The 22317-nt window shown below is 46.6% G+C and carries 18 protein-coding genes; 16 read left to right on the forward strand and 2 right to left on the reverse strand.

The annotated features are described in order from the left end of the window. Both KO518_RS18145 and KO518_RS18150 read right to left on the reverse strand, forming a co-directional pair. Nucleotides 1-762: a putative 2OG-Fe(II) oxygenase gene (locus KO518_RS18145; protein ID WP_216027269.1), complete on the reverse strand. Its 762-nt coding sequence runs from the start codon at nt 760-762 to the stop codon at nt 1-3. A gap of 272 nt (nt 763-1034) precedes the next feature. Next, nucleotides 1035-2360 carry a sugar porter family MFS transporter gene (locus KO518_RS18150; RefSeq protein WP_216027270.1) on the reverse strand — a complete coding sequence of 442 codons (1326 nt, stop codon included), beginning with the start codon at nt 2358-2360 and terminating at the stop codon, nt 1035-1037. Between the two features lie 446 nt (nt 2361-2806). Between KO518_RS18150 and KO518_RS18155 the strand changes: the two genes are divergently transcribed. From KO518_RS18155 to KO518_RS18230, 16 genes are all read left to right on the forward strand, one after another. Beyond that, a complete protein-coding gene (locus tag KO518_RS18155) occupies nt 2807-3796 on the forward strand; it encodes a TRAP transporter substrate-binding protein (RefSeq protein ID WP_216027413.1) in 990 nt (329 codons plus the stop codon). Between the two features lie 3 nt (nt 3797-3799). Then, the gene (locus KO518_RS18160; RefSeq protein WP_216027271.1) at nt 3800-4288 is read left to right on the forward strand and encodes a TRAP transporter small permease; all 489 of its coding nucleotides are present in this window, start codon (nt 3800-3802) and stop codon (nt 4286-4288) included. Then, the gene (locus KO518_RS18165; RefSeq protein ID WP_216027272.1) at nt 4288-5583 is read left to right on the forward strand and encodes a TRAP transporter large permease; all 1296 of its coding nucleotides are present in this window, start codon (nt 4288-4290) and stop codon (nt 5581-5583) included. The genes KO518_RS18160 and KO518_RS18165 overlap by 1 nt, the downstream gene beginning before the upstream one ends. Nucleotides 5584-5966: 383 nt before the next feature. Next, nucleotides 5967-6989 carry a LacI family DNA-binding transcriptional regulator gene (locus KO518_RS18170; protein WP_216027273.1) on the forward strand — a complete coding sequence of 341 codons (1023 nt, stop codon included), beginning with the start codon at nt 5967-5969 and terminating at the stop codon, nt 6987-6989. 136 nt (nt 6990-7125) lie between these two features. Continuing rightward, the gene (locus KO518_RS18175) at nt 7126-8613 is read left to right on the forward strand and encodes a UxaA family hydrolase (RefSeq protein WP_216027274.1); all 1488 of its coding nucleotides are present in this window, start codon (nt 7126-7128) and stop codon (nt 8611-8613) included. Between the two features lie 16 nt (nt 8614-8629). Continuing rightward, nucleotides 8630-10045, forward strand: coding sequence for a glucuronate isomerase (gene uxaC / locus KO518_RS18180; protein ID WP_216027275.1), 1416 nt, complete (start codon nt 8630-8632; stop codon nt 10043-10045). 3 nt (nt 10046-10048) lie between these two features. Beyond that, nucleotides 10049-11509 carry a mannitol dehydrogenase family protein gene (locus KO518_RS18185; RefSeq protein WP_216027276.1) on the forward strand — a complete coding sequence of 487 codons (1461 nt, stop codon included), beginning with the start codon at nt 10049-10051 and terminating at the stop codon, nt 11507-11509. After that, a complete protein-coding gene (locus tag KO518_RS18190) occupies nt 11509-12447 on the forward strand; it encodes a sugar kinase (RefSeq protein WP_216027277.1) in 939 nt (312 codons plus the stop codon). Before KO518_RS18185 ends, KO518_RS18190 begins: the two co-directional genes overlap by 1 nt. 122 nt (nt 12448-12569) lie before the next feature. Then, nucleotides 12570-14345, forward strand: coding sequence for a C1 family peptidase (locus KO518_RS18195; protein WP_216027278.1), 1776 nt, complete (start codon nt 12570-12572; stop codon nt 14343-14345). A gap of 138 nt (nt 14346-14483) precedes the next feature. Next, nucleotides 14484-15608, forward strand: coding sequence for a pectinesterase family protein (locus tag KO518_RS18200; protein ID WP_216027279.1), 1125 nt, complete (start codon nt 14484-14486; stop codon nt 15606-15608). Nucleotides 15609-15650: 42 nt separating this feature from the next. Then, nucleotides 15651-16352, forward strand: coding sequence for a metallophosphoesterase (locus tag KO518_RS18205; RefSeq protein WP_216027280.1), 702 nt, complete (start codon nt 15651-15653; stop codon nt 16350-16352). A 224-nt stretch (nt 16353-16576) separates the two neighbouring features. Then, the gene (locus KO518_RS18210; RefSeq protein WP_371742362.1) at nt 16577-16993 is read left to right on the forward strand and encodes a hypothetical protein; all 417 of its coding nucleotides are present in this window, start codon (nt 16577-16579) and stop codon (nt 16991-16993) included. Nucleotides 16994-16998: 5 nt separating this feature from the next. Continuing rightward, the gene (locus KO518_RS18215) at nt 16999-18171 is read left to right on the forward strand and encodes an outer membrane beta-barrel protein (protein WP_216027281.1); all 1173 of its coding nucleotides are present in this window, start codon (nt 16999-17001) and stop codon (nt 18169-18171) included. 18 nt (nt 18172-18189) lie between these two features. Further along, nucleotides 18190-18756, forward strand: coding sequence for a polysaccharide biosynthesis/export family protein (locus KO518_RS18220; protein WP_216027282.1), 567 nt, complete (start codon nt 18190-18192; stop codon nt 18754-18756). An 11-nt stretch (nt 18757-18767) separates the two neighbouring features. Beyond that, complete coding sequence (locus tag KO518_RS18225; protein WP_216027283.1) at nt 18768-20987, forward strand: polysaccharide biosynthesis tyrosine autokinase; 2220 nt, start codon at nt 18768-18770, stop codon at nt 20985-20987. Between the two features lie 167 nt (nt 20988-21154). After that, entirely contained in the window at nt 21155-22261 is a 1107-nt protein-coding gene (locus KO518_RS18230; RefSeq protein ID WP_216027284.1) for a nucleotidyltransferase family protein, read from the forward strand. Nucleotides 22262-22317: the final 56 nt, after the last annotated feature.

Consider the following 22317-nt stretch of genomic DNA (forward strand, 5'->3'; position numbering starts at 1 on the left):
TTAATTGAACATTCCAAAAGACGTACTTTTACAAAACTGTGGAATATTCGTTTTCCTGAACCCTTCAGCTGATAAAGAAATATTGACGACAAAAGATTTCCGATACCCATAGCCGTCGGGATACGGGTACACACAATGCTTGATATTCGCAGGAAACATATAGTATTTACTGACTTCTGGAATAATATTTATCGCATGGGGTACAAATGGGCTGTGTTTGGCTACCACCTCTGGAAGCAGCACTAAGCTGCCTGGATGCCCATCTTTGAACTGAAATTTCGTTACTTTTTGTTTTTCTGCGGCCATACGCATCTTTTTCCAATCAGGTACCTCTAAGTACCCCACTGTGGTCAACAAACAGTCAGGATGCATATGGATTGGGTTGTAATCATAGTTGGGCAATGACAAATTAGCCCATGCGCCAACGAGTCTTATGTCTTGAGATAATAGCGGTTGTCCGGGATTTAATAAAACTTGCGTCGAATTTAAAAAGTGTGCAGCAACCTGACAAATACCAACCGCAGCGCCCGACTTATCTAAAATTTCACGAATATTGATTTCACTAAAATTTCGCCCAACGAGCTTGTCTCCATATTCCAGCTCGCCGTTTTTTTCGCCAGACTTCAGTTCCTTTTCCCAAATTTCATTACAATAGTCAGCGATTTCCTTAACAAGGTTATCCGGCAGTCTGGTATCGGCAATGGGTGGCGAAAAAGGATAGCTTATATTAATGCTATTGGATGATTTTATATTCTCATTCATAACTACTATTCCCTGTTACCTGAATAAAAGACGGTTGAGTGACTAGAGTTTTGCCCAGGTAATAAGCAAAACCAATATTGCTATTGAAATGAGTACCGCTGTGATTGCCATATTTCTTCCGCTCCTTGTTCAGAGACTAATTTTCGGCCCGAAAAGTGTAACCGGTTACTAATTAAGATGAGGTACGATCCTCAGGGCATTGTTGAATACGTTATCTCGCTAAAATGAGGATATTAACCGGTGCAAATGAACTGAATGTCTAACCAGCAAAACTAGTTTCTTACCCGTTTCACAAGCAAACCGTCAGACACCGCTTCGAGTGACTTTCCCTTTGTTTCCGGCATTACAAAAAGTACCCATAGCAGCTGTAAAACCATCATGCTCGAAAAGAAGCAGAAAATGACCCATGGTTCAAAAACACTGATTACAAGCGGCATCGAAAGCGTTATTAGGGCTGCAAAAACCCAATGCGTACTGCACCCGAGAGACAAACCCGCCGTACGAACCTGATTTGGAAATATTTCTGCAATAAACACCCAAATTACAGCGCCTTGACCGATGGCATGTGACGCAATAAATGCAAAAACGAAACACGCAACGGCAACGCCCCCCAAACCAGTAAAAAATGAATAGGACACCGCTGCCAGTGAACAAATGTAACCCAAAGAGCCAATGACCATGAGGTTCTTTCTTCCGCACCGGTCAATGAGGTAAACACCAAGCATCGTAAATACTAAATTGGTTACTCCTACCCCCGCTGTAGATAAAAGTGCTGAAGACGCGTCTAACCCTGCGAGCTCAAAAACTCGCGGCGCGAAATACATGATGAAATTTATCCCCGAAGCCTGGTTAAAAAAAGCAATAAGAAAGGCCAGAGTAACAGGAATGAAGTTGGACTTAACAAATAGATTAGCAGATGCGTGAAAGCTAGCGTCTTGCTGGATCTCCGCAATTTGCTGTTCTGTGTTTTGAACTCCCAACTCTTGCATAATCGCTCGCGCTTGCGCAACGTCGCCTTTTTTAACAATAAGCCAACGAGGGCTTTCTTTTACCCTGGACACCATGACGAGATAAGCGAGGGCAGGAATGACTTCTAAGCCAAGCATAATGCGCCAATTCAACCCTATTAACACTGAAATGGCATAATTGGACAGAAAAGCGATTAAGATCCCGAAAACAATTTGAAATTGGTACAAGGCGGCCAGTTTGCCTCTGTTTTTTGGGGGCGCAATTTCGGAAATGTAGGCAGGAACAACAATGGATGATATTCCAACGCCTATGCCACCTAAAAATCTCAATACGGAAAAACTAATCGGCTCAGGAGCGACTGCAGATCCAAGTGCAGAAAGTAAAAACAGCAGCCCGATAAAAACCAGAGTTTTCTTGCGCCCCAGGCGATCACAGGGAATATTGGCAAAGAGTGCGCCGAGTACCGTCCCCCACAATGCGGAAGACATTATCCATATACCGTGGTCCATAGGGCTTAGTTGCCATAGTGCCTGGACAGGTCTATCGGCCCCGGATATTACAGCTGTATCAAAGCCGAAAAGAAACCCCGCCAGTGAAACGGTAATTGACCAATAGGTAATTTTTTTCATTATTTAAAGCACTCAACTCTGTTGGCAGCAAAAACTTTTCAGGCGTCAATTTAACGTTATATTTACAAAGTAACCGGTTACAGTTTATTTTTCAATTGGTTTAACCTCATTTATTTCAAATTTTTCAACTGGTGTTCAGTGCTTCTCATACTGATCTGCGTTAATACACAACTGACTTTTGAATAAATGGGAAGGGGTGGACACTATACGGCTTTAGCAATTTACAACTGAACATGGCCTCTGAACCTAAACAAAAGTGAATTACCGCTTGCCACCGGTGGCATTTATTTTCTAAGATGTTAATATTGTTAACTCGCTGTACGAATTTACATTTAGTGTTCGGGATGCAAAGGTTGCTCAATATGGCAATACACAAAGACAGAGCGTCCACCGTAAGTCAGCAAAAGTTATACCCGCCCGATGTATTGAATTAGGACGTTGAAGTGATGAAGTTCCTTGTTAAAGCCATATTGTTTTCTCTGCTCTGCGGCACTGCTCATCTTATTGCAGGTTGCGCAGATAAAAACAGCAGTAGCGACGTCTTGTTACGACTGGGCCATAGCCTCGACCCCCAGCATTCCGTGCATAAAGCGATGGTGTTTCTAGGCGAACGATTGCATGAGTACTCGGGCGGTACCATGAAAGTAAGGATTTACCCTGGCAGCCAGCTTGGCTCTGAACGAGACATGATAGAGTTGTTGCAAATTGGCTCTTTAGATATGACCAAAGTGTCGGCCAGTTCCCTAGAAGGCTTTGCGCCAGAGACGCAAATATTCAGCATTCCTTATGTATTTCGGGACAACGAACATTACTGGAGAGTACTTAACAGCCCGATAGGCAAGGATCTTCTTACTGGTGTGGAGACTTTCAAACTCAAAGGGCTGGGCTATTACGATGCCGGTAGCCGAAGTTTCTACACCAATGACCGCCCCATCAACACTCCGGCCGACTTAAAAGGGATGAAAATTCGCGTACTCAATAGCCCAACGGCGGTCAAAACAGTGCGCGCGTTAGGCGGAGCGGCCACTCCGGTTTCCTGGGGAGAACTCTACACAGCCTTACAACAAGGAGTTGTAGAAGGCGCTGAGAACAATCCGCCGAGCTATTATCTTTCCCGTCACTATGAAATTGCCCGTTATTACTCGTTAGATGAGCATACCTCTGTACCTGATGTCATGCTGATGTCACTGAGAACCTGGCAACACCTTACTGCGCAGCAACAGGAATGGGTTCGCATGGCAATGGCCGACTCTGTTGCTCATCAACGCGAGCTGTGGCGGGCATCTACCGAAGCGTCGCTGGCTAAAGTTATTGAAGACGGTGTAGAGGTTATTTACCCCGACAAACAGCCCTTCGTGGACGCCGTAAAACCCTTCCACGACAGCTACAAAGGTACTGATGTGGGTGATTTACTTGAAAAAATTAAGGCGATGTAAGGCATGCGTAATTTGGTGAAGTTAATAGACAAAACGCTGGCTGGCGCACTTATTATAGCCATGATAAGCATTCTTCTCGTTGTGATCTGGCAGGTAATCTCACGCTATTTATTACAGGATCCTGCCTCGGCAACTGAGGAACTGTCCCGCTTCTTACTCATTTGGATTGGCATACTGGGCGCCGCCTATGCCTACCGTCAGAAAGTACATCTGGGCTTTAATTTGTTGGTACACAAGCAGTCAGAAAAAGTACAAAAGCTAATAATGACCGTTGTGGAATTACTGGTGATGATGTTTTGCGTGACCGTATTAGTCATGGGTGGCCACGCCCTGGTGAACCTAACACTGGATCTCAATCAGATTTCCGCAGCACTGGGGGTAAAAGTGGGGTTGATATACACAGTACTGCCCATCTCCGGCGTCATTATCGCGTTCTATTGCGGTGTGAATATCTACAACCTTTGGATAGACGAAACCCAGGAGCCACTGTAATGGAAATGACAGCAGTAATTCTCATCGTCGGCTTCTTTTTCTTCCTGCTTATTAATGTGCCCGTATCAATGAGCATTGGGCTGGCAACATTGCTTGCCATGCTGGCGAGTGTGGAATTTGAGCCCGCAGTGACCACAATAGCACAGCGAATGGCCGGTGGACTGAACAGCTTCGCGTTACTGGCCATCCCATTTTTTGTAATGTCCGGCCTTATTATGGGCCGGGGCGGTATTGCCAAACGTCTGATTGAATGCGCTATGGCACTTATCGGTGCCCTACCCGGCGGCCTGGCACTTGTGAACGTGGTGTCGTGCATGCTTTTCGGCGCAATTTCAGGCTCCGCTGTTGCCGCCTGTTCCGCCATTGGCAGTTTTATGCTGCCTGAAATGAAGAAAAAAGGCTATGACCCCAATTTTTCTGCAGCAGTTACCGCCGCAGCTGCCACTACAGGAATGCTCATTCCGCCCAGCAACATTCTGATTGTCTACGCCATTGCTAGTGGCGGAGTGTCGATAGCTGCATTATTTATGGCAGGTTACATTCCCGGCATCATGGTAGGTTTGGCACTCATGGTGGTTTGCTATGTGTGGGCAAAAATAAAGGGGTACCCACTTTCAGAGCGCCTGCCCTTGAAAGTAGTCGTCGGGAAACTATTCGCCGCGTTACCCAGTTTGTTTCTGATTGTACTGGTGATTGGCGGTATTGTTGGCGGCATCTTCACGGCCACAGAAGCCGGTGCCATTGCAGTGGTTTATTCGCTAATCCTTTCGGTAGGTTTTTATGGCGAGGTAAAAATAAAAGAACTTCCGGGTATTTTCCTTAAGTCTGCAGAAACCACGGCTATTGTAATGTTACTAATTGCAGCTTCTACAGCGATGTCGTGGTTGTTGTCATTTGAGAATATTCCGCAAATACTCAGCCAGGCGCTGTTAGATTTAAGCGACAACCCCATTGTTATCCTGCTGCTCATTAATCTGTTATTGATTGTAGTAGGCGCATTTCTTGACATGACACCAGCAGTGCTGATATTTACACCTATTTTTCTGCCGGTGGCAGTGCAACTGGGCATGTCTCCGCTGCAGTTCGGTATAATGATTGTCCTCAATTTGTCTATTGGCCTGTGCTCTCCTCCTGTCGGGGCTGTACTCTTTATTACATGCGCGATCGCTAAAACCAAACTCGAAAATATCATCCGACCTTTACTACCTCTATACGCAGCAATGTTTGTAGTGCTCATGTTAGTAACTTATTTCTCCTGGTTCTCAGAAGCCCTACCCAACGCCCTCGGTTTCTAATGAAAGCCAAAAGTGAATTCACCGCCTGGTTTCCGGGAACAGTGAGCAACCGTGTTTGGCGCAGGTAAACGGCAACAGAACGAGGCGGCGAGCGGGAAAACAAGAGGTGAGTTTGCTTCAAAGCCCTCTGCCGCAGGGATGCGGCAGTGGAGCCCCCACGGACGGGTTCACGGCGTGCTTTGAAGTGAATTCACCGCCTGGTTTCCGGGAACAGTGAGCAACCGTGTTTGGCGCAGGTAAAATGACTAATAGTTGCAGCGGTTTTCGTTGTTTTAACTGGCTGGATAGGGCTACACTACCGTGTAATTCAATTCGTTATTAAAATGATAGAAAGATCAGGCTTTTGTGCGCAATGAATGCGCTTTCATTAAAAAGTGAAAACTATGGATAAACGCCCTACAATCAATGATGTTGCCCGCCTCGCCGGCGTGTCTAAACGCACTGTTTCCCGCGTCATAAATGGTGCGACCAATGTGGGTGCCGCCACACAGGAAAAAATACAAAAAATCATTGATGAACTGGGCTTTTCACCTGATAAACAAGCCCGCGGATTAGCCGCCAGCCGCAGTTTCCTACTGGGTTTAATTTACGACAACCCGGATGCCTTGTTTATCGATCAGGTTCAGCGCGGTGTACTTAGTGTGTGCTCTGAACAAGGCTATGAACTGGTTGTGCACCCTTGTCATTATACCGCGCCAGATTTTGTAGAAAACTGCGTTAAATTCGTAAAGCGATCCAACATAGATGGCGTTGCCATTTTACCTCCGGTGTCGGAATCAAAAGAACTGGCCCAGGCACTCAGAGACAACAAAATCAACTACGTGCGCATGGCCTCTGTGGATTTAGACGACCATACCAACATCGTAGTATCAGACGACCGTGCGGCACTGAGCGATCTCGCTCGCTATCTGGTTTCTCTTGGTCATCGCGATATTGCAGTAATCAGTGGCCCACAGAAATACTATTCCTCCATTGAGCGCTTAGAAGGCTTTCGCGACACGTTGAAAGAACTGGGTATTACATTGCCGGAAAATCGCATCATTGAAGGTAAAAACAGCTATGAAAGCGGCATCTCCTGCGCGCGGCAACTGCTCATTCAAAACAATCGCCCCGGGGTAATTTTTGCCAATAACGACGAGATGGCAGCCGGTGTGCTGAAAGTGGCTCACGAGATGGGCATAAATGTACCACAAGAGCTATCGGTTGCCGGTTTCGATGACAACTTGCTTGCCGCCAGAGTCATTCCGTCACTTACCACCGTACAGCGGCCGGTAACAGCCATGGCATCTCTGGCCGCGAAAAAAATAATCGCCATGATTGAAAATAGACCCAACGACGAGACAGAAGATTACCTCGTCAAACCCCATTTGATCATTCGCGACTCAACCAGAAAAGCGGAAAAGTAAAATTTATTAACCCCGGGACGTTGATCGTGAATGTTTTCTGACCTACAATTGCCACCGGTGGCACTAATGTTAAAAAACTGTTTTTTTATTTCCACAGAACGAATGGCCCAATTTTATCGCAAAGCAGGAGCAACCCATGCAAGGTCAGACACAGCTCATTCAGGTACATCCCAAGGACAACGTAGCCGTTGCAACAATGGACCTTGCTGCAGGTACTGTGAACGAAAGTCTGGGCATCACTTTACCCAGCGCTGTATACGCTGGTCACAAAGTGGCGTTGCAAAGCATGCCAGCCGGTACCAATATCGTTAAATACGGTTTTCCTATTGGTCATTTGCTCAATGATGTGTCGGCTGGGGAACATATTCACAGTCATAACCTGAAAACCAACCTGAGTGGGCAGGAAGCTTATACCTGGTCCCATGCCTGCGAAGATGCTACCGGTAGCAAAATATCGTCAGATACCTTTATGGGCTATCGCCGAAAAAATGGAAAAGTAGGTATTCGCAACGAAGTATGGATAATTAACACCGTGGGCTGTGTGAATCGCACCGCCGAGCGCATTGCCAGCGAGTGCGAACGTCGATTCCCCAACGCGTGTGACGGTTTCCGTGCATTCACGCACCCCTTTGGATGCTCGCAACTGGGGGACGACCTGACTGACACCCGCGCCATTTTAGCAGCACTGGCTTCTCACCCCAATGCTGGCGCCGTGCTCGTTGTGGGCTTGGGGTGCGAGAACAATCAACTTGAAACGTTGCTAAAGCAGGTTGACAGACCCTCACAAAGGCTGCGTTTTTACAATGCTCAGCAAGTTGGCGACGAAATAGCAGAAGGCATTGGCCTTGTGTCAGAGATGTTGTCAGTATTGGAAGGCGATAAACGCGAGCCTGTTGCCGTGTCAGAATTAGTGTTGGGTGTAAAATGTGGCGGTAGCGACGCATTTAGCGGAATAACCGCAAACCCGCTGGTTGGCAGGATCACCGATATTCTCACCGATTTAGGCGGTGCCGTTATTCAAACCGAAACGCCGGAAATGTTTGGTGCCGAACAACTGTTAATGGATCGCGCCGTCAGCAAGCCCGTATTTGAAAATATTGTTGATTTGGTCAACGAGTTTAAACAGTACTTTCTAGATCACAAGCAACCCGTGTATGAAAACCCGTCTCCCGGCAACAAAGCCGGAGGGTTAACGACGCTGGAAGAAAAGTCGTTAGGTGCTGTTCAAAAAGGCGGCCAGGCAACCGTTCGCGGTGTATTGAAATACGGCGAGCCGTTGAATCAAAATGGCCTCTCGCTACTTCAGGCTCCAGGCAACGACGCCGTTAGTTCTACCGCACTTGCCGCAAGCGGCGCACACATAGTTTTATTCACCACCGGGCGCGGTACACCGCTCGGGTTCCCTGTACCTACGCTCAAAATATCGTCAAATTCCAGAATAGCGGAACAAAAACCACACTGGATTGACTTCAACGCAGGACAAGTACTGCAAGGTATGTCGCCAGACGACTGCGCAGAGCAGTTGTACCAACTTTGTCTCTCTACAGCGTCGGGCAAACAGACCTGTAACGAGAAAAACGGCAGTCACGAGATTGCCATTTGGAAACGAGGCGTAACCCTCTAATAACAAAGAGATCATTATGAAACCGATTTTGCTTCATGAAGACAGGTTATTCCCTGTTGATGGTAAAACCCGCGATATTGCCCGCGAGCTTTACCAGTCTGTTCGCAACCTGCCAATCGTCAGCCCACACGGACATACCGACCCACGCTGGTTTGCTTACGACAACAATTTCGGCAATGCCACCGAACTGTTTATTTTGCCCGATCACTATGTATTCCGCATGTTGTATTCCCAAGGTATAACCTTAGAGCAACTGGGCATTAAACGCTGGGACGGCGGTGAGTCAGAAACCGATCCGAAGAAAATTTGGCAGATATTTGCAGACCACTACTACCTGTTCGCAGCTACCCCTTCGCGCATGTGGCTTGATACGGTATTTAAAGACGTGTTTGGACTGTCTGATATGCTGTGTTCTGACAACGCCATGGACTACTACGCGTTCATTACCGCAGAGCTGGCAAAAGCCGAATATAAACCGCGGGCATTAATGGATCGATTCAACATCGAGCTTATTGCCACGACAGAAGGTGCCCTTGATTCACTGGCACACCACGGCGCATTAAAGGGCTCGGGTTGGGACAAACGCGTTATTACCACTTTCCGCCCCGATGACGTAGTAGATGCCTCCCGCGAAGACTTTGTAGAAAACATCGCAACATTGGGAGTGATTACCGGCGAAGATACCCAGCGCTGGCAAGGTTACCTGGCTGCCTTGCGTCAACGTCGGGCGTTTTTCCGCCAGCACGGCGCAACAGCAACCGACCACGGCCACCCCACTGCGGCTACAGCAGATTTATCAGGCAGCGAATGTGAAGCGCTATTCGCCAAAGTGCTTAGCGGTCAGTCTGGTGCGGCAGAACAGGAACTGTTCCGCGCGCAAATGCTCACTGAACTGGCGGGCATGAGTGTGGAAGACGGCATGGTAATGCAAATTCACCCAGGCTCGTTCCGCAATCACAATGAAAGCTTGTTCCACAAGTTTGGCCGCGATAAAGGCCACGATATACCCATGCAAACTGATTACGTAAATGCATTAAGGCCACTGCTAAACAAGTACGGCAACGAAGCCAATCTGAACATTATTTTGTTCACACTGGATGAAACCGTCTATGCCCGTGAGCTGGCGCCACTTGCAGGCCATTACCCCTGTTTGAAACTGGGCCCGGCCTGGTGGTTTCACGACAGCCCGGAAGGTATGCTGCGCTTCCGTCATCAGGTTACCGAAACAGCCGGTTTCTACAATACAGTGGGCTTTAATGACGATACCCGTGCGTTCCTGTCTATTCCCGCCCGACACGATGTAGCGCGACGGATAGACTGCCGTTTTCTGGCCCAACTGGTAACCGAGCATCGCTTGAGCGACTGGGAAGCCGCAGAGCTGGCGCAGCAATTGTCTTACAACCTGGCGAAAAACGCCTACAACCTGGGGTAAATTATGGCGAACTTGAATGCTTCTACACTGGCGACGCTGCCCCGTGAGGTAAAACTGCCACAGTACGATGTTGCCTCCACCACCAGCGGCATTGTTCACATTGGTCCTGGTGCGTTTCACCGCGCCCATCAGGCGGTTTATACTGATTTAGCGATGGCCCATGGCGGAAACTGGCGCATTGATGCCGTTTCCATGCGCAGTAAAACGCTGAAGGACAAGTTGGCCGAACAAGACAACCTGTACTCGCTGGTAGTATTAGACAACCAGCCGTACACCCAGATCATCGGCGCGCTGAACAATGTATATGTGCTTAGCGAGGACCGCAGCGCCATTATGGCATCGCTCACCGCTCCCACTACCCACATTGTTACCCTTACCATTACTGAAAAAGGATACTGCCTGGACAACCAGGGCAAACTGGATGCGGCGCACCCGGACATCATGCACGACAAAGATTTTCCCGACGAACCAATTTCTGCAATTGGCCTGCTGGTTGCTGCACTAAGCGCCAGAAAAGCAGCGAATACGGGTGACATAACCATTGTAAGTTGCGACAACGTGTCTGATAACGGCAGCAAGCTGGGTGCCGCAGTGGTTGCCTTTGCCAACCTGTTAGACGCAGAGCTGGCCCAGTGGATCAAGAGTAATATCGCCTTCCCCAATACCATGGTAGACAGCATTACTCCGGCTACCGATGAAGCACTTGTCGAACAGACAGCTGCCGCTCTGGGTGTCACTGACAGATGGCCCATTCAGCGTGAAGCCTTTACTCAGTGGGTGGTGGAAGACAAGTTTAGTGGGCCGCGCCCTGCCTGGGAAAAAGTAGGCGTGACGTTCACAGACGACGTAAACATGTTTGAAAAAGCGAAACTGCGCGTTTTAAACGGAACCCATTCCACCTTGGCCTATGTGGGCTCGCTACTGAATATCGACACCGTTTACGAAGCCATCAGTAAACCGGAAATTGAGGCTTTTGTACGCCGCCTGCTTGAAACCGAAATTCTGCCTACCATTGAAGTGGGCAACAAAATGAATTTACCAGCGTATGCCGATGCAATTTTGACTCGCTACCACAACAAACACATTCGTCACTTGCTGTCTCAAATTGCCTGGGACGGATCGCAAAAGTTGCCGTTTCGAATATTAAATACCCTGCGTGACAGAATTAAAGCGAAAGCCAGTTTTGAAAGGTTGTGCGTGCCTGTGGCCGCGTGGCTTCTGTTTATAGCCAGGCGACAGCAAGCGGGTGAGAACATCACAGATCCGATGGGTGAACACCTGCTTAGCCTGGCCGAAAAACATCAGGGAGACACAACGGCATTTACCGATGCGGTTCTCAATGAGCGGGACGTTTTTGCTGAGCTGTCAGACAACCCGGCCTTCCGCAACACCGTGCATAAGAAAGTACAGCAAATGGCGTCGCTCAACAATGAAACCATGGCCCAGTGCCTCGGGGAGTTATAATGGACAGGTTGTCTCACGTGGTTGTTTTCGGCGAATGCATGGTTGAGTTGGTAAACCAGGGCAAAGACACGCTCACAAAAGGCTATGCTGGCGATACTTACAATACAGCGGTGTACCTCAAACGCTGTACTCCCGGCACATCGGTAAGCTTCTTAACCTCTATCGGTGCCGACTTCCTGAGCAACGAATTGCTGTTCAAAATGGGCGAGGAAGAAATCAATACCGATTTGGTGTACAGAAGTGAAACCCGCAACCTCGGCCTGTATATGGTGCAAACCGACGAACATGGCGAGCGCACCTTCGCCTATTGGCGCGACAACTCTGCTGCAACGCAAACCATGAACCTGAAAGGTGACACCCCCCTTTCTGCTGATCTCTTTTACTTCAGCGGTATTTCGCTGGCCATTCTTGATGAAATCCAGCGCTGTAAGCTGTTTGCACTTATTAAAACAATACGGGAAACCGGCGGCAAGGTTGTCTTTGACCCCAATTATCGCCCGCGTCTTTGGCAATCTCGCAAGGAAGCCCGAATATGGACAGATCTCGCCTACGCAAATGCAGACATCGCGTTCCCTGGCGGTGACGACCACCTGGCGTTGTACGATCATACCGATGTTGATGCCATTCACGCCCATGTGACGGCTTTGGGCGTTGCGGAAATTGTGGTGAAAAATGGTGCCGCAGGCGTACACATTTTTACCAAAGGCAACCACTGCATTGTGCCCGTTGAGCGCGTAGCGCGAGTCGTTGATACGACGGCAGCAGGTGACGCCTTCAACGGTGGCTATCTGGCGGCCAGAATCAGCGGAAAAAGCGTGACAGAATCTGCCGGATATGGTGCCAAAGTTGCGGCTACGGTTATTAGCTTTCCCGGCGCAATTGTTGATAAAGGCGCGTTTTCAACCCGCGTTAACACTGCTAGTTCGGTGAGCCCGTGATAGCCAGACTGAAATAGAGGTTGACTAACAGCGTCATCTGAACATAATTTGATCAACACTATATTAACATCAGTCAGATGTATGGTTGTTGGCTGGTTTCTCAATATCATAAGGAAAATGATATGCCCAACCATCAGTACAAAGTAGCCAGCGACGCCCCCGACCTTCGCGATCGCATATATCAGCCACTGCTTAAACCACTCAAACCCTTTATCGACCCACCGGGAAATCTGACCATATTGAATCAGGGGGCTGATGGCGCCTGCACCGGGTTTGGGTTAGCGGCCACAATTAACTTTATTTACAGACAACAGGGGTTATCAGATAAAGTTAGCCCCTGGATGCTGTACACCATGGCTAAACGATACGACGAGTGGCTGGGTGAAAATTATGAAGGTTCCAGTTGTCGCGGTGCCATAAAAGGCTGGCACAACAGTGGTGTGTGCAAAAAAGAACTCACCGACAACCTTTCACACAGCAGTGAATTTCGCTTCACCCAAGACATTTACGAAGACGCGAAAAAGCGTACGCTCGGCGCATATTTTCGACTGCAGCAAGATATTACCGATTTCCACTCAGCCTTGAATGAGTGCGGTGTTATTTTTGTTTCCGCACAAATTCACGAAGGTTGGCTTAATTATGACGGCCATGAAATAGCCATAACCGACAACTACATTGGTGGCCATGCGTTCGCTATAGTGGGGTATAACAACGACGGCTTTTGGGTACAAAACTCGTGGGGTGCAGACTGGAAAAAATCGGGTATTGCCTTGTGGAAATATGAAGACTGGGCAGTCAATATTATGGACGCCTGGGTTGTGCAATTAGCGCTGCCTGTTCCCGGTTTGTTTGGCTTTTACCGGCCAATGTCACACACCTCCCACGCGACCTTCTTCAATTCGGTATCGCGGTTAAGCATTCAGCATCACTTCATTCACCTGGACGACGGCCATTTCCACGACAGCGGCAAATACTGGACATCTCCGGAAGACATAGCGCCCATGCTGGCCAACTTACAAAAAAGCGGCTGTAAAAAGGTGCTGCTGTATGCTCACGGCGGGTTAAACAGTGTAAAAAGCTCTGCCCAGCGTATTGCTGCCATGAAACAAACGTTCCTGGATAACGGCATTTACCCCATTCACTTTATGTACGATACCGGGCTGCTTGAAGAAATCAGAGACGTACTGGCGTGCAAAAACAAAAGCCTTGAAGGCAAGGCCGGGGGAATTTTTGACTGGATAGACAGACGCCTGGAAGACGCCACCCGAAAAATTGGCAGTGCCATTTGGCGCGAAATGAAATCTGGCGCACAGAAGCCATTTGTAAGAAAGAAATCAGACGGCTCCGTCTTTTTATCGAAAGTACTTGAGTACCTGTCTGCCAACCCAGACATAGAATTGTATGCATGCGGGCATTCTACAGGCGCCATCCTTCACGCCTACGGTTTAAATCAACTATCCAGGTTAGACGAAAACGCTGTGGTGAAGAAGGTTTTCTTAATGGCCCCAGCGATTAACTACACCTTGTTCCGCGCGCAATACAACCCGCTTTTGCAGAATGGAAACATAGAAAAGGCGTTTATTTTCAACCTGACTAAAGAACAAGAGCTGGACGACACCGTAGGTTATATTTATCAAAAATCGCTTTTGTATCTCGTTTCAAACGCCTTCGAAGAAACCCGCGAAGAACCATTGGTTGGCATGCAGTATTTCAATGAAAAACAACCCCCACTTCCTGACAACGTTACTGTGGTTTACAGCAATGAAAGCAGTGATGTTTGTCGTTCTGTTAGTCATGGTGGTTTTGACAACGACCGTTTCACTATGAATACACTCTTAAGAGAAATACTGGATGCAGAGCCGACACACCCCTTTACTAAAAAAACGTTGGATTACTGAACACAGGGTGGTCAGTAGGTCGGCGTTTTTTTGGCCCTGTAATTAGACGGGAGGGTTGATAATTCCTGCAGTATTGAGACTATAGAGAATATCTTCTGGCTCAACCTCCGATTTACCGGAAAAATGTGGAATTCTCTGATGTTTAGCTCCCGTTTTTTATGTTTCGCGTTACTGGTATTGCTGTTCGGCTGCAGCAAAGATCCAACCGAGAATTTCCTGCCGCCCGGCGTAACAGCCGATGCATTGGTTGCCAGCATTGACACTGACCAGCCCCACGAGACATCCATTCAGGCCGCCATAGACGCCGCCCCCGCAGATGGTGGCTGGACCATTGCCATTGCGCCGGGGGAATACTACGAACACATTGTTATCAATAAACCCAACATCACGCTTATTGGCGCAGGGCCGGACAAAACCAAAATAGTGTTCGACCGCTACGCGGGCAAACCGGTTATGCCGGCCAGCGAAGAAACCCTGGGCGCCTACCGCACCGCAACCGTTGAAGTTACCCGAACCAACGCAACCATTGCGAACCTCACTATTGAGAACGCCTTCGACTTTTTAACTAACGACGCGCTGGAAGCAGATGATCCGAAAAAAACTGCCGGCGCACAAGCCATCGCGTTGAAACTGGCTGAATACACCGACAAAACCACCGTGGACAACGTCCATTTACTGGGCTATCAAAACACCCTTTACGTGCAAGGCGGCCGCAGCTATTTTCGCGGCGGTGAAATTCGCGGCAACATCGACATCATATCGGGCAATGGCAACGGGTATTTCGACAACGTAGCTATTGTTTCACGGCCGCGAGGAAAAACAGAGCATGCCACTGGCTATGTAACCGCTCCAAGCACGCTTATTACCGACGCCTTCGGCTTTACGTTTGTCAATTGCAAACTAACCCGTGAAGACGGCGTACCAGATAATTCCGTTCCTCTGGGTCGCCCCTGGCACCCTGTCACCACCTTTGCCGATGGCCGCTATGCGCACCCTTTCGCCGCAGGCAAAGCCACCTTCATCAATACCTGGATGGACAAGCACATCACCTCTGGCGGATGGGCTTCAATGGTTGGCAACACCAAAGATGGCAGCAGCCACGTATTCTCGCCTTACGACGATGCGCGCTTTGCAGAATTCGGCAGCTCCGGGCCGGGCGCGGCAGTGAATAACGAACGTCCACAGCTTTCAGAGGAAGAAAAAGCCCTTTTTTCAGCCTTTAACATACTGGATGGCTGGGAACCTTTGAAAAACGAACATTAACCACATACACTGATGCGCTAAGCAAGCCAAAACACGCAGTGTATGAAAGTAAAAACCGACGCCATCAGTAAAGCGCCTTTGCACAAGAACATTACCGTTGAAGATGACAAACGAGTGTTCGTAGTGGGTGATTTAGATGGCGACTTTACGCGCCTGAAAACCCAACTCGACAAAGTTAACTTTAACCCCGAAGAAGATGTGTTGTTCAGCCTTGGCGACATTATTGACCGTGGCGAAGACAGCGCCAAACTGGTAGATTTCATGAAAGACATTGGCGCGCACGCTGTACTGGGTAACCATGAGCACATGATGCTGGAAGCTCTGCTCAGCCGCGACAGCTACGCCATGCGCTTGTGGACGCAAAACGGCGGCATGTGGCACCAAATGGCGAAGTTCGAAACCCTGGTTGGCATGTGCAAGTGGTTTTTGCAGCAACCACTGGCCATTACACTGAACTATGGCGGAAAAAAAATTGGCATTTCTCACACACTTCCGCCAACATGGAGCTGGGAACACTTTCCTGGCAGTACCGAAGCCTGTGTAACCCCGCTGTTGTGGGACAGAGAACGCTTTACCAAAAAACTAAACAAGGTTAACCACGGTGTGGACTTTTCTATCCACGGGCACAACTCCACACAAGAGCCTGTTTGGATAGGTAATTCCTTACATATTGACACCAGTTATTATGGGATGCCGACTGTGTTGGATCTGGCAGAAACAATAGAAACCGATTTGCGTATGTAAAAAAGTAAACGACCTACATAGGCAATAATAAGTTCATTTACGCGGTATCACTATTTAGTAATAATCTGTTGTAATAATTGTGGGTACGAATTTGCAAACTTTGCTATACGCCAATACAGACATTGGCACATATCAGTTTTTAATGCATTATAGTGCCAATTGTGAGCATAGTATGTTCCTATATAGTGCGCAGAGTTTAAACCGTGGTGATGTAAAGGAATATAGTGGAAAGCGATAAAACATCGAGCACGGAAGATCCAGCTCTAAACAGGCTATTACAGCGTATGCCGCCTGAAGTAGCAAAAAGTTTTACCGAGGAGCAGCTTTCTCACCTGCACAGTGTATTAGGCGCTCGCAGTTGGAAAAAGCATTCACTGGACATTCGTTCAACCTTCCCTGTTCCATTTGTAAAACGCAGAATCTATTTCGTGCTGTTAATGGGTCGTAACCGTCGAGACCTTACCCGTCAGGAAAAGCAAATTTCGGCATTCACATTTGCACTGGTAATTATGGCGTTTATAACGATATCCACATTTTTCGGTTTAATGGTACTTTATTTAGTAAAATGGAAGCTGGGAATAGATTTATTCCCTGAGTCTAATTTTAAGCTAGGACATTGGTTTTGGGATTTATGGAAGTAACAGGAATGCAAAAGAAACAAAGTAAACTGCTATCCGCGATTTTATTGGCGCTGGGAAGCTCCGGAACTGCGGCCTATGCACAAACAGAGATCACCGGTTTTTCAGGTAGTGCAAAGCTCAATCTTTCTCACGATGACAATATATACCGCACTACAGATGAGTTTGCGCAATCTGACACTCTCGTAAGCCTCAGTCCAGAAGCAAAGCTTGTTGGCGCAGCTGGCAAACACAGGTTTCAGGTTGATTACAAGGGTGATTACGCAAAACACTTTGATCTTAGCGATGCCGACTACGACGATCACTCACTTAGTGTGAGAGCGGATCTTGACCATTCATTAAAATTGAAAACCCGCTTTGAAGCCGCATATATTACCGATCACCAGGACCCAGGCACCATCAATCGGGTACAGTTAGACTTAGCGGAATTCAACACCTACGACGAGAAAAAGTATAGCGCTGCTGTTTTCTACGGTGGCACAGATTCAACTGGCCGCCTGGAGTTAAGGTATAAAAACGCTGACATAGACTACACTAACAACGGTTTGGACTTTTTGGATAACAAAATCAATGAATTTGGCGCCAAATTTATTTACCGCATTTCGGATAAAACCAAAACGTATCTTGAAGCAATTTATACTGACAATGATTATACACCGCCAGTTGGTACCCCTGAACAAGATAACGTTAACGAAGTGTATCGCGCCGGTATTACCTGGAACTTTGCCAACAAACTAACTGGTGATGTTAATGCTGGTTATCAGAAAGCAGATTTTGACAATCAGAGCTTTCGAAGCACTTCTGGCTTAACTTACGACGGAACCATTACCTGGGATGTCAGCAGCTATACTGAAATAAACGTTATTATGCGTCGTCGGGCTTTAGATTCCACTTTGGAGCAATTTGGAAGCTTTACACGAAATACTTTGGGTACTTCCATTAAACACGAGTTTACTGACAGACTGACGTTCAACGGTGCGTTTAGTTATTACAAAGATGACTTAAACCTTGGAACAGTACGAGACGATAAGCGATATACCTACGAAGCTGGTTTGGCCTACGAATTTATGCCCAGGATAACGTTGGCTGGCGCTTATAAACACCAAACCAGAGATTCGACACTGGCTTTTGCTGAGTACGAATCAAACGTGGTGAGTTTATCCGTAAAAGTAGCCATCTAGTAAACAGAGGAAGGTACCATGCCGGCAAAACATAGCGTTTTAACCAAACAACTTTGGTTTCTAATTGCATTTACTACCCTGTTTTTCACAGTGTTCTCTGCCAGCACCGTATCGGCGCAGGATCTAACTCAATACCGATTAAGTGCTGACGATGTTATATCGGTAACTGTGTTCAACGAACCTGATTTGAGTTTAAAGGAAGCCCGGGTTTCCTCTTCTGGCACTATTGCAATGCCGCTTATTGGGCAGGTAGCCGTTAGAGGGTTAACACTTACTGACGTTGAACAAGAAATACATCGCATGTACCTTGGCGACTACCTTAAAAAGCCGGATATTTCGGTATCAATTGTTGAATACCGCCAGTTTTATGTGAATGGCGAAGTGGATAAACCAGGCGGTTTCAGTTACCGGGAAGGAATGACCGTTGAACGTGCTATTACCTTAGCTGGCGGTTTTACTGGCCGTGCCGCAAAAAACAAAATCTTCATAGTAAGGGAAGATGCGGAAGGTGCACCTATTTCAGCTAAATTAACCACTTTAATTCGCCCGGGTGATGTCATCACCGTTGAGGAAAGCTTTTTCTAGAGGGAACACTAATGCAGTCTAAGGACGCTCAGCAAAACTGGAATTCTAACTCTGAAGAGGCAGTCATTGACCTCTCCCACTACCTCCGGATACTTAAACGGTATAAGTGGAGTATATGCGCGTTTATATTTCTATCAGCGCTCTTAGGGGGGTACTACCTTTCACAGGCTACCCCCATTTATTCCGCTTCGATGAAATTGCAGGCCGACCCGGTACAACCCAACGCCTCTGCAGCAGACCAATACGTCTCCAATTCAATGATCTTTTTGTTTTATGAAACACAGTACGAGATTATTCGATCGAGAAATGTTGCAGAATCTGTTGTTGAAAAACTGGGGCTTGTAGAGCGCTACAAAAAAGAACTTGCAGAAGAAAAAAAGAAGGGAAGTGACGAATCCCTTATCCAAAGCTTAAAAAATGCCATTACCTCATCTGACTCAGCTGACGAAAGTGAAGACGCAAATAACCAGCTGAGCGATGCACAAATTAAAACAATGCTGGCTCAGGGTATACAGAGTGCAGTAAGAGTTGAAGGTGGTACCCAAAGCCAGATAATCAACATTTATTATGAATCTGACGACCCAGTACTTGCTGCTGACATTGTAAACGCCGTTGCTGATGCGTACAGCGAATTTGGTCTTGAAGCCCGTTTGAGTCGATTAAAAGATACATCATCCTGGTTAAGTGAACAATTAGAAGAATTAAAGCTAACCCTACAGAATTCAGAACAGCGCCTAAGAGATTTTAGACTTAACGAAAACCTCATGGATACTGAGCAGCAAGAGCGCATAGCGGCAACACAGCTGCAAAATCTGAATACCGAGTTAATCAGAGCACAAACACAGCTTTCACAAGCTCAGGAACTATATTCTCAGGTACAAAATTTAGACAACGAAAGCAGTGATTATCTTTCACTCGGGCCTGTAATGGAAAATGGCAGCATAAGAGATCTCGTTCGTGAAGAAGGAAGTCTTAACCGCAGAGTAAAAGAGTTGAGTGAGCGCTACGGTGAAAAGCACCCTAAAATGATTGCTGCGCGCTCTGACCTCGCCAGCGCCCAAGCGAATCTCGAACGAGAATTAAGCAAAGTCGTAGAGAACATACGAAAAGATTACCGCTTGAAACAAGTGCAAGTTGATAACATTCGAAATCTTATTGCCAAAACTACCAGTGAACTACAAAACTACCAGGGTGAGTCATTCGAATTAACCCGGCTGGAACGTGAAGTAGAAAACAATAGAAGAGTGTATGAGTCATTTTTAGGAAAATTGATGGAGACAGACGTTTCCAGTGATTACGACGCCAGTAATATAAGAATCATCGACCGCGCAACAGTTCCCAAGTACCCGGTTAAACCCAGAGGTTCTCTGGTAATGGCAGCAAGTTTGTTCCTCGGCGCATTTTTCGGTGTCATTTATGCCTTTGCCAGAGAGCTTTTAGGCAATGTATTTAAAACGCCGGACCAACTTGAAAACGAACTGGCATTACCTTCTCTTGGTATTACGCCATTAGTTAAGAAGAAGCGAAATTCGGTACCACCTGAACACCAGTACATTAAAGATCAGCGCAGTACATTCGCCGAAGCAATTAATACCATTAGAACAGGGTTATTGTTTTCGAATATTGATAATCCTCCGAAAACGATCCTCATTACCTCAACCTCTGGATCAGAAGGTAAAACTACACTCGCTATCAATTTAGCCGTTAGCTTGAGTCAAATGGACAAAACCTTGCTAATTGAAATGGATTTGCGCAAGCCAGCTGTAGGCAAAGATTTAGGAATTAAAGCCGATGTGGGGTTAAGTGATCTGCTTTCAGGAAAAACCGATACCAATGTGTTTCATCCTGTAAACGGCGCCCCTAACTTAAGCGTGATTACGTGTGGAACTATTCCACCAAATCCTATGGAACTGATCAGTTCTAAGCGCTTCGCTAATTTACTTAACTCGCTGCGAGAGCGCTTTACTCATATTGTTATTGATAGCCCGCCCACCTTACCTGTGAGCGACTCATGTGTGCTGGCTAAAATGGTTGATGCCACCATTGTGGCAGTAAAAGCTGAAGATACTAAAATCAGCATGGTTAAAGAGACCGTTACACGCCTGCAGAAAGTAAATGCAACGATCACTGGGGTAGTGCTAACGCAGGCATCTCCACAGAAGATGAGCTACTACGGAGAACACTATTATCAGGATGGTTTTTACGGCGTAGATCCTGAAAAGCATAGCTAAGGAATGCCGTAAGAGAAATAGAGTACCGGTGTAGAATCATCTGTTTCTCTTAGCGGCTTTTGCTACTATTGAACGACGCGCATCAGGCAAACAATAAGAACGAGGAATACGTGTACTTTACCTGTTCTCACTATCTGGCAAGAAATTAAATCAAAATGAGTGATTCCATGTTGACGAATGTAACACAGCAACGTATTGCCTCGCTCATTAATCAAAAAGCTGTGTTAACCGGGCATGACCTTAGCAACATTACCATACACACACTGATAGAAAATGGGGTTGCAGTGCTCCTGGCAAGTAAAATTGCTGAAACCAATAGCTCCTTGCCAACTTTCGAATTAAGTAAACGGCTAACGGCCTTTTCAAAACAACTACAAATAATACATACTCTTCAACGAAACGCCTTTCATGAAGTCTTCCTGGCCCTGAAAAAAAAAGGAATAGACTTTATTGTGCTGAAAGGATGGGCTTTAAGCCACACTGTATACACTACGCCCTATTCCCGCCCAAAGACCGACATAGACATACTGATAACATCACCGTCTAAAGCCGAGGTAAAACAGATTCTGCTTGAGCTAGGGTACACAAACCCTAGGGGGTGGGAGCCTAAGGAAATAATTGACCAATTCTCAATGCGCAAAGAGATAGTAAACGGCGTATACGCAAACGTAGATGTGCATTTACAACTAACAAACGATAGAGCAATACAACCGCTATTTCCGTGGAACGAACTTGTCCTGAATACTCAGTTTGAATCATCAATCGAAGCAAAAGTACTCAATAAACCAATAGCATTGTTACACGCAATAATTCACATGTTACACCATGCCTGCCACGGCGATTTTATAAAACTAATATGGTTTTACGATATAAAACTGCTAGTGGAATCTATAACAGACAGTGAAGAAAAAATATTAGTCGGTAATGTGTCGGAAAATAACTTGGGGAAAATAGTAAAATTTGCACTAATTGAAACCAGTTATCTATTCCCTTCAAAAAAACTATCTGAACTAATCGATAAAATACCCAGTAGCAATGACATAACCAAATTTGAATACTTAACTCAATCACCATCAAAATTCAAAGTGATGGTTAGAAACTTCTATAAAACGAAAGGAATGCGTAAAAAGTTAAAATTATTACAAGAAACCTTTTTCCCCCCAAAAGAAGAGATCTATATAAAGTATGGAAACGATTCTAAATACCCAGTTTTCATTCTTTATTTCATTAGAATTTTTTCAGGTATAACACGAATAATATTAAGAAAAAAGTAGTGTAGTCATTAAAGTAGTATAGCTTGCTGTAAATTCTTAACTAAGTCGAGAAATGA

Source organism: Aestuariibacter sp. A3R04, from assembly GCF_018860805.1.
Classification (GTDB): Bacteria; Pseudomonadota; Gammaproteobacteria; order Enterobacterales; family Alteromonadaceae; genus Alteromonas.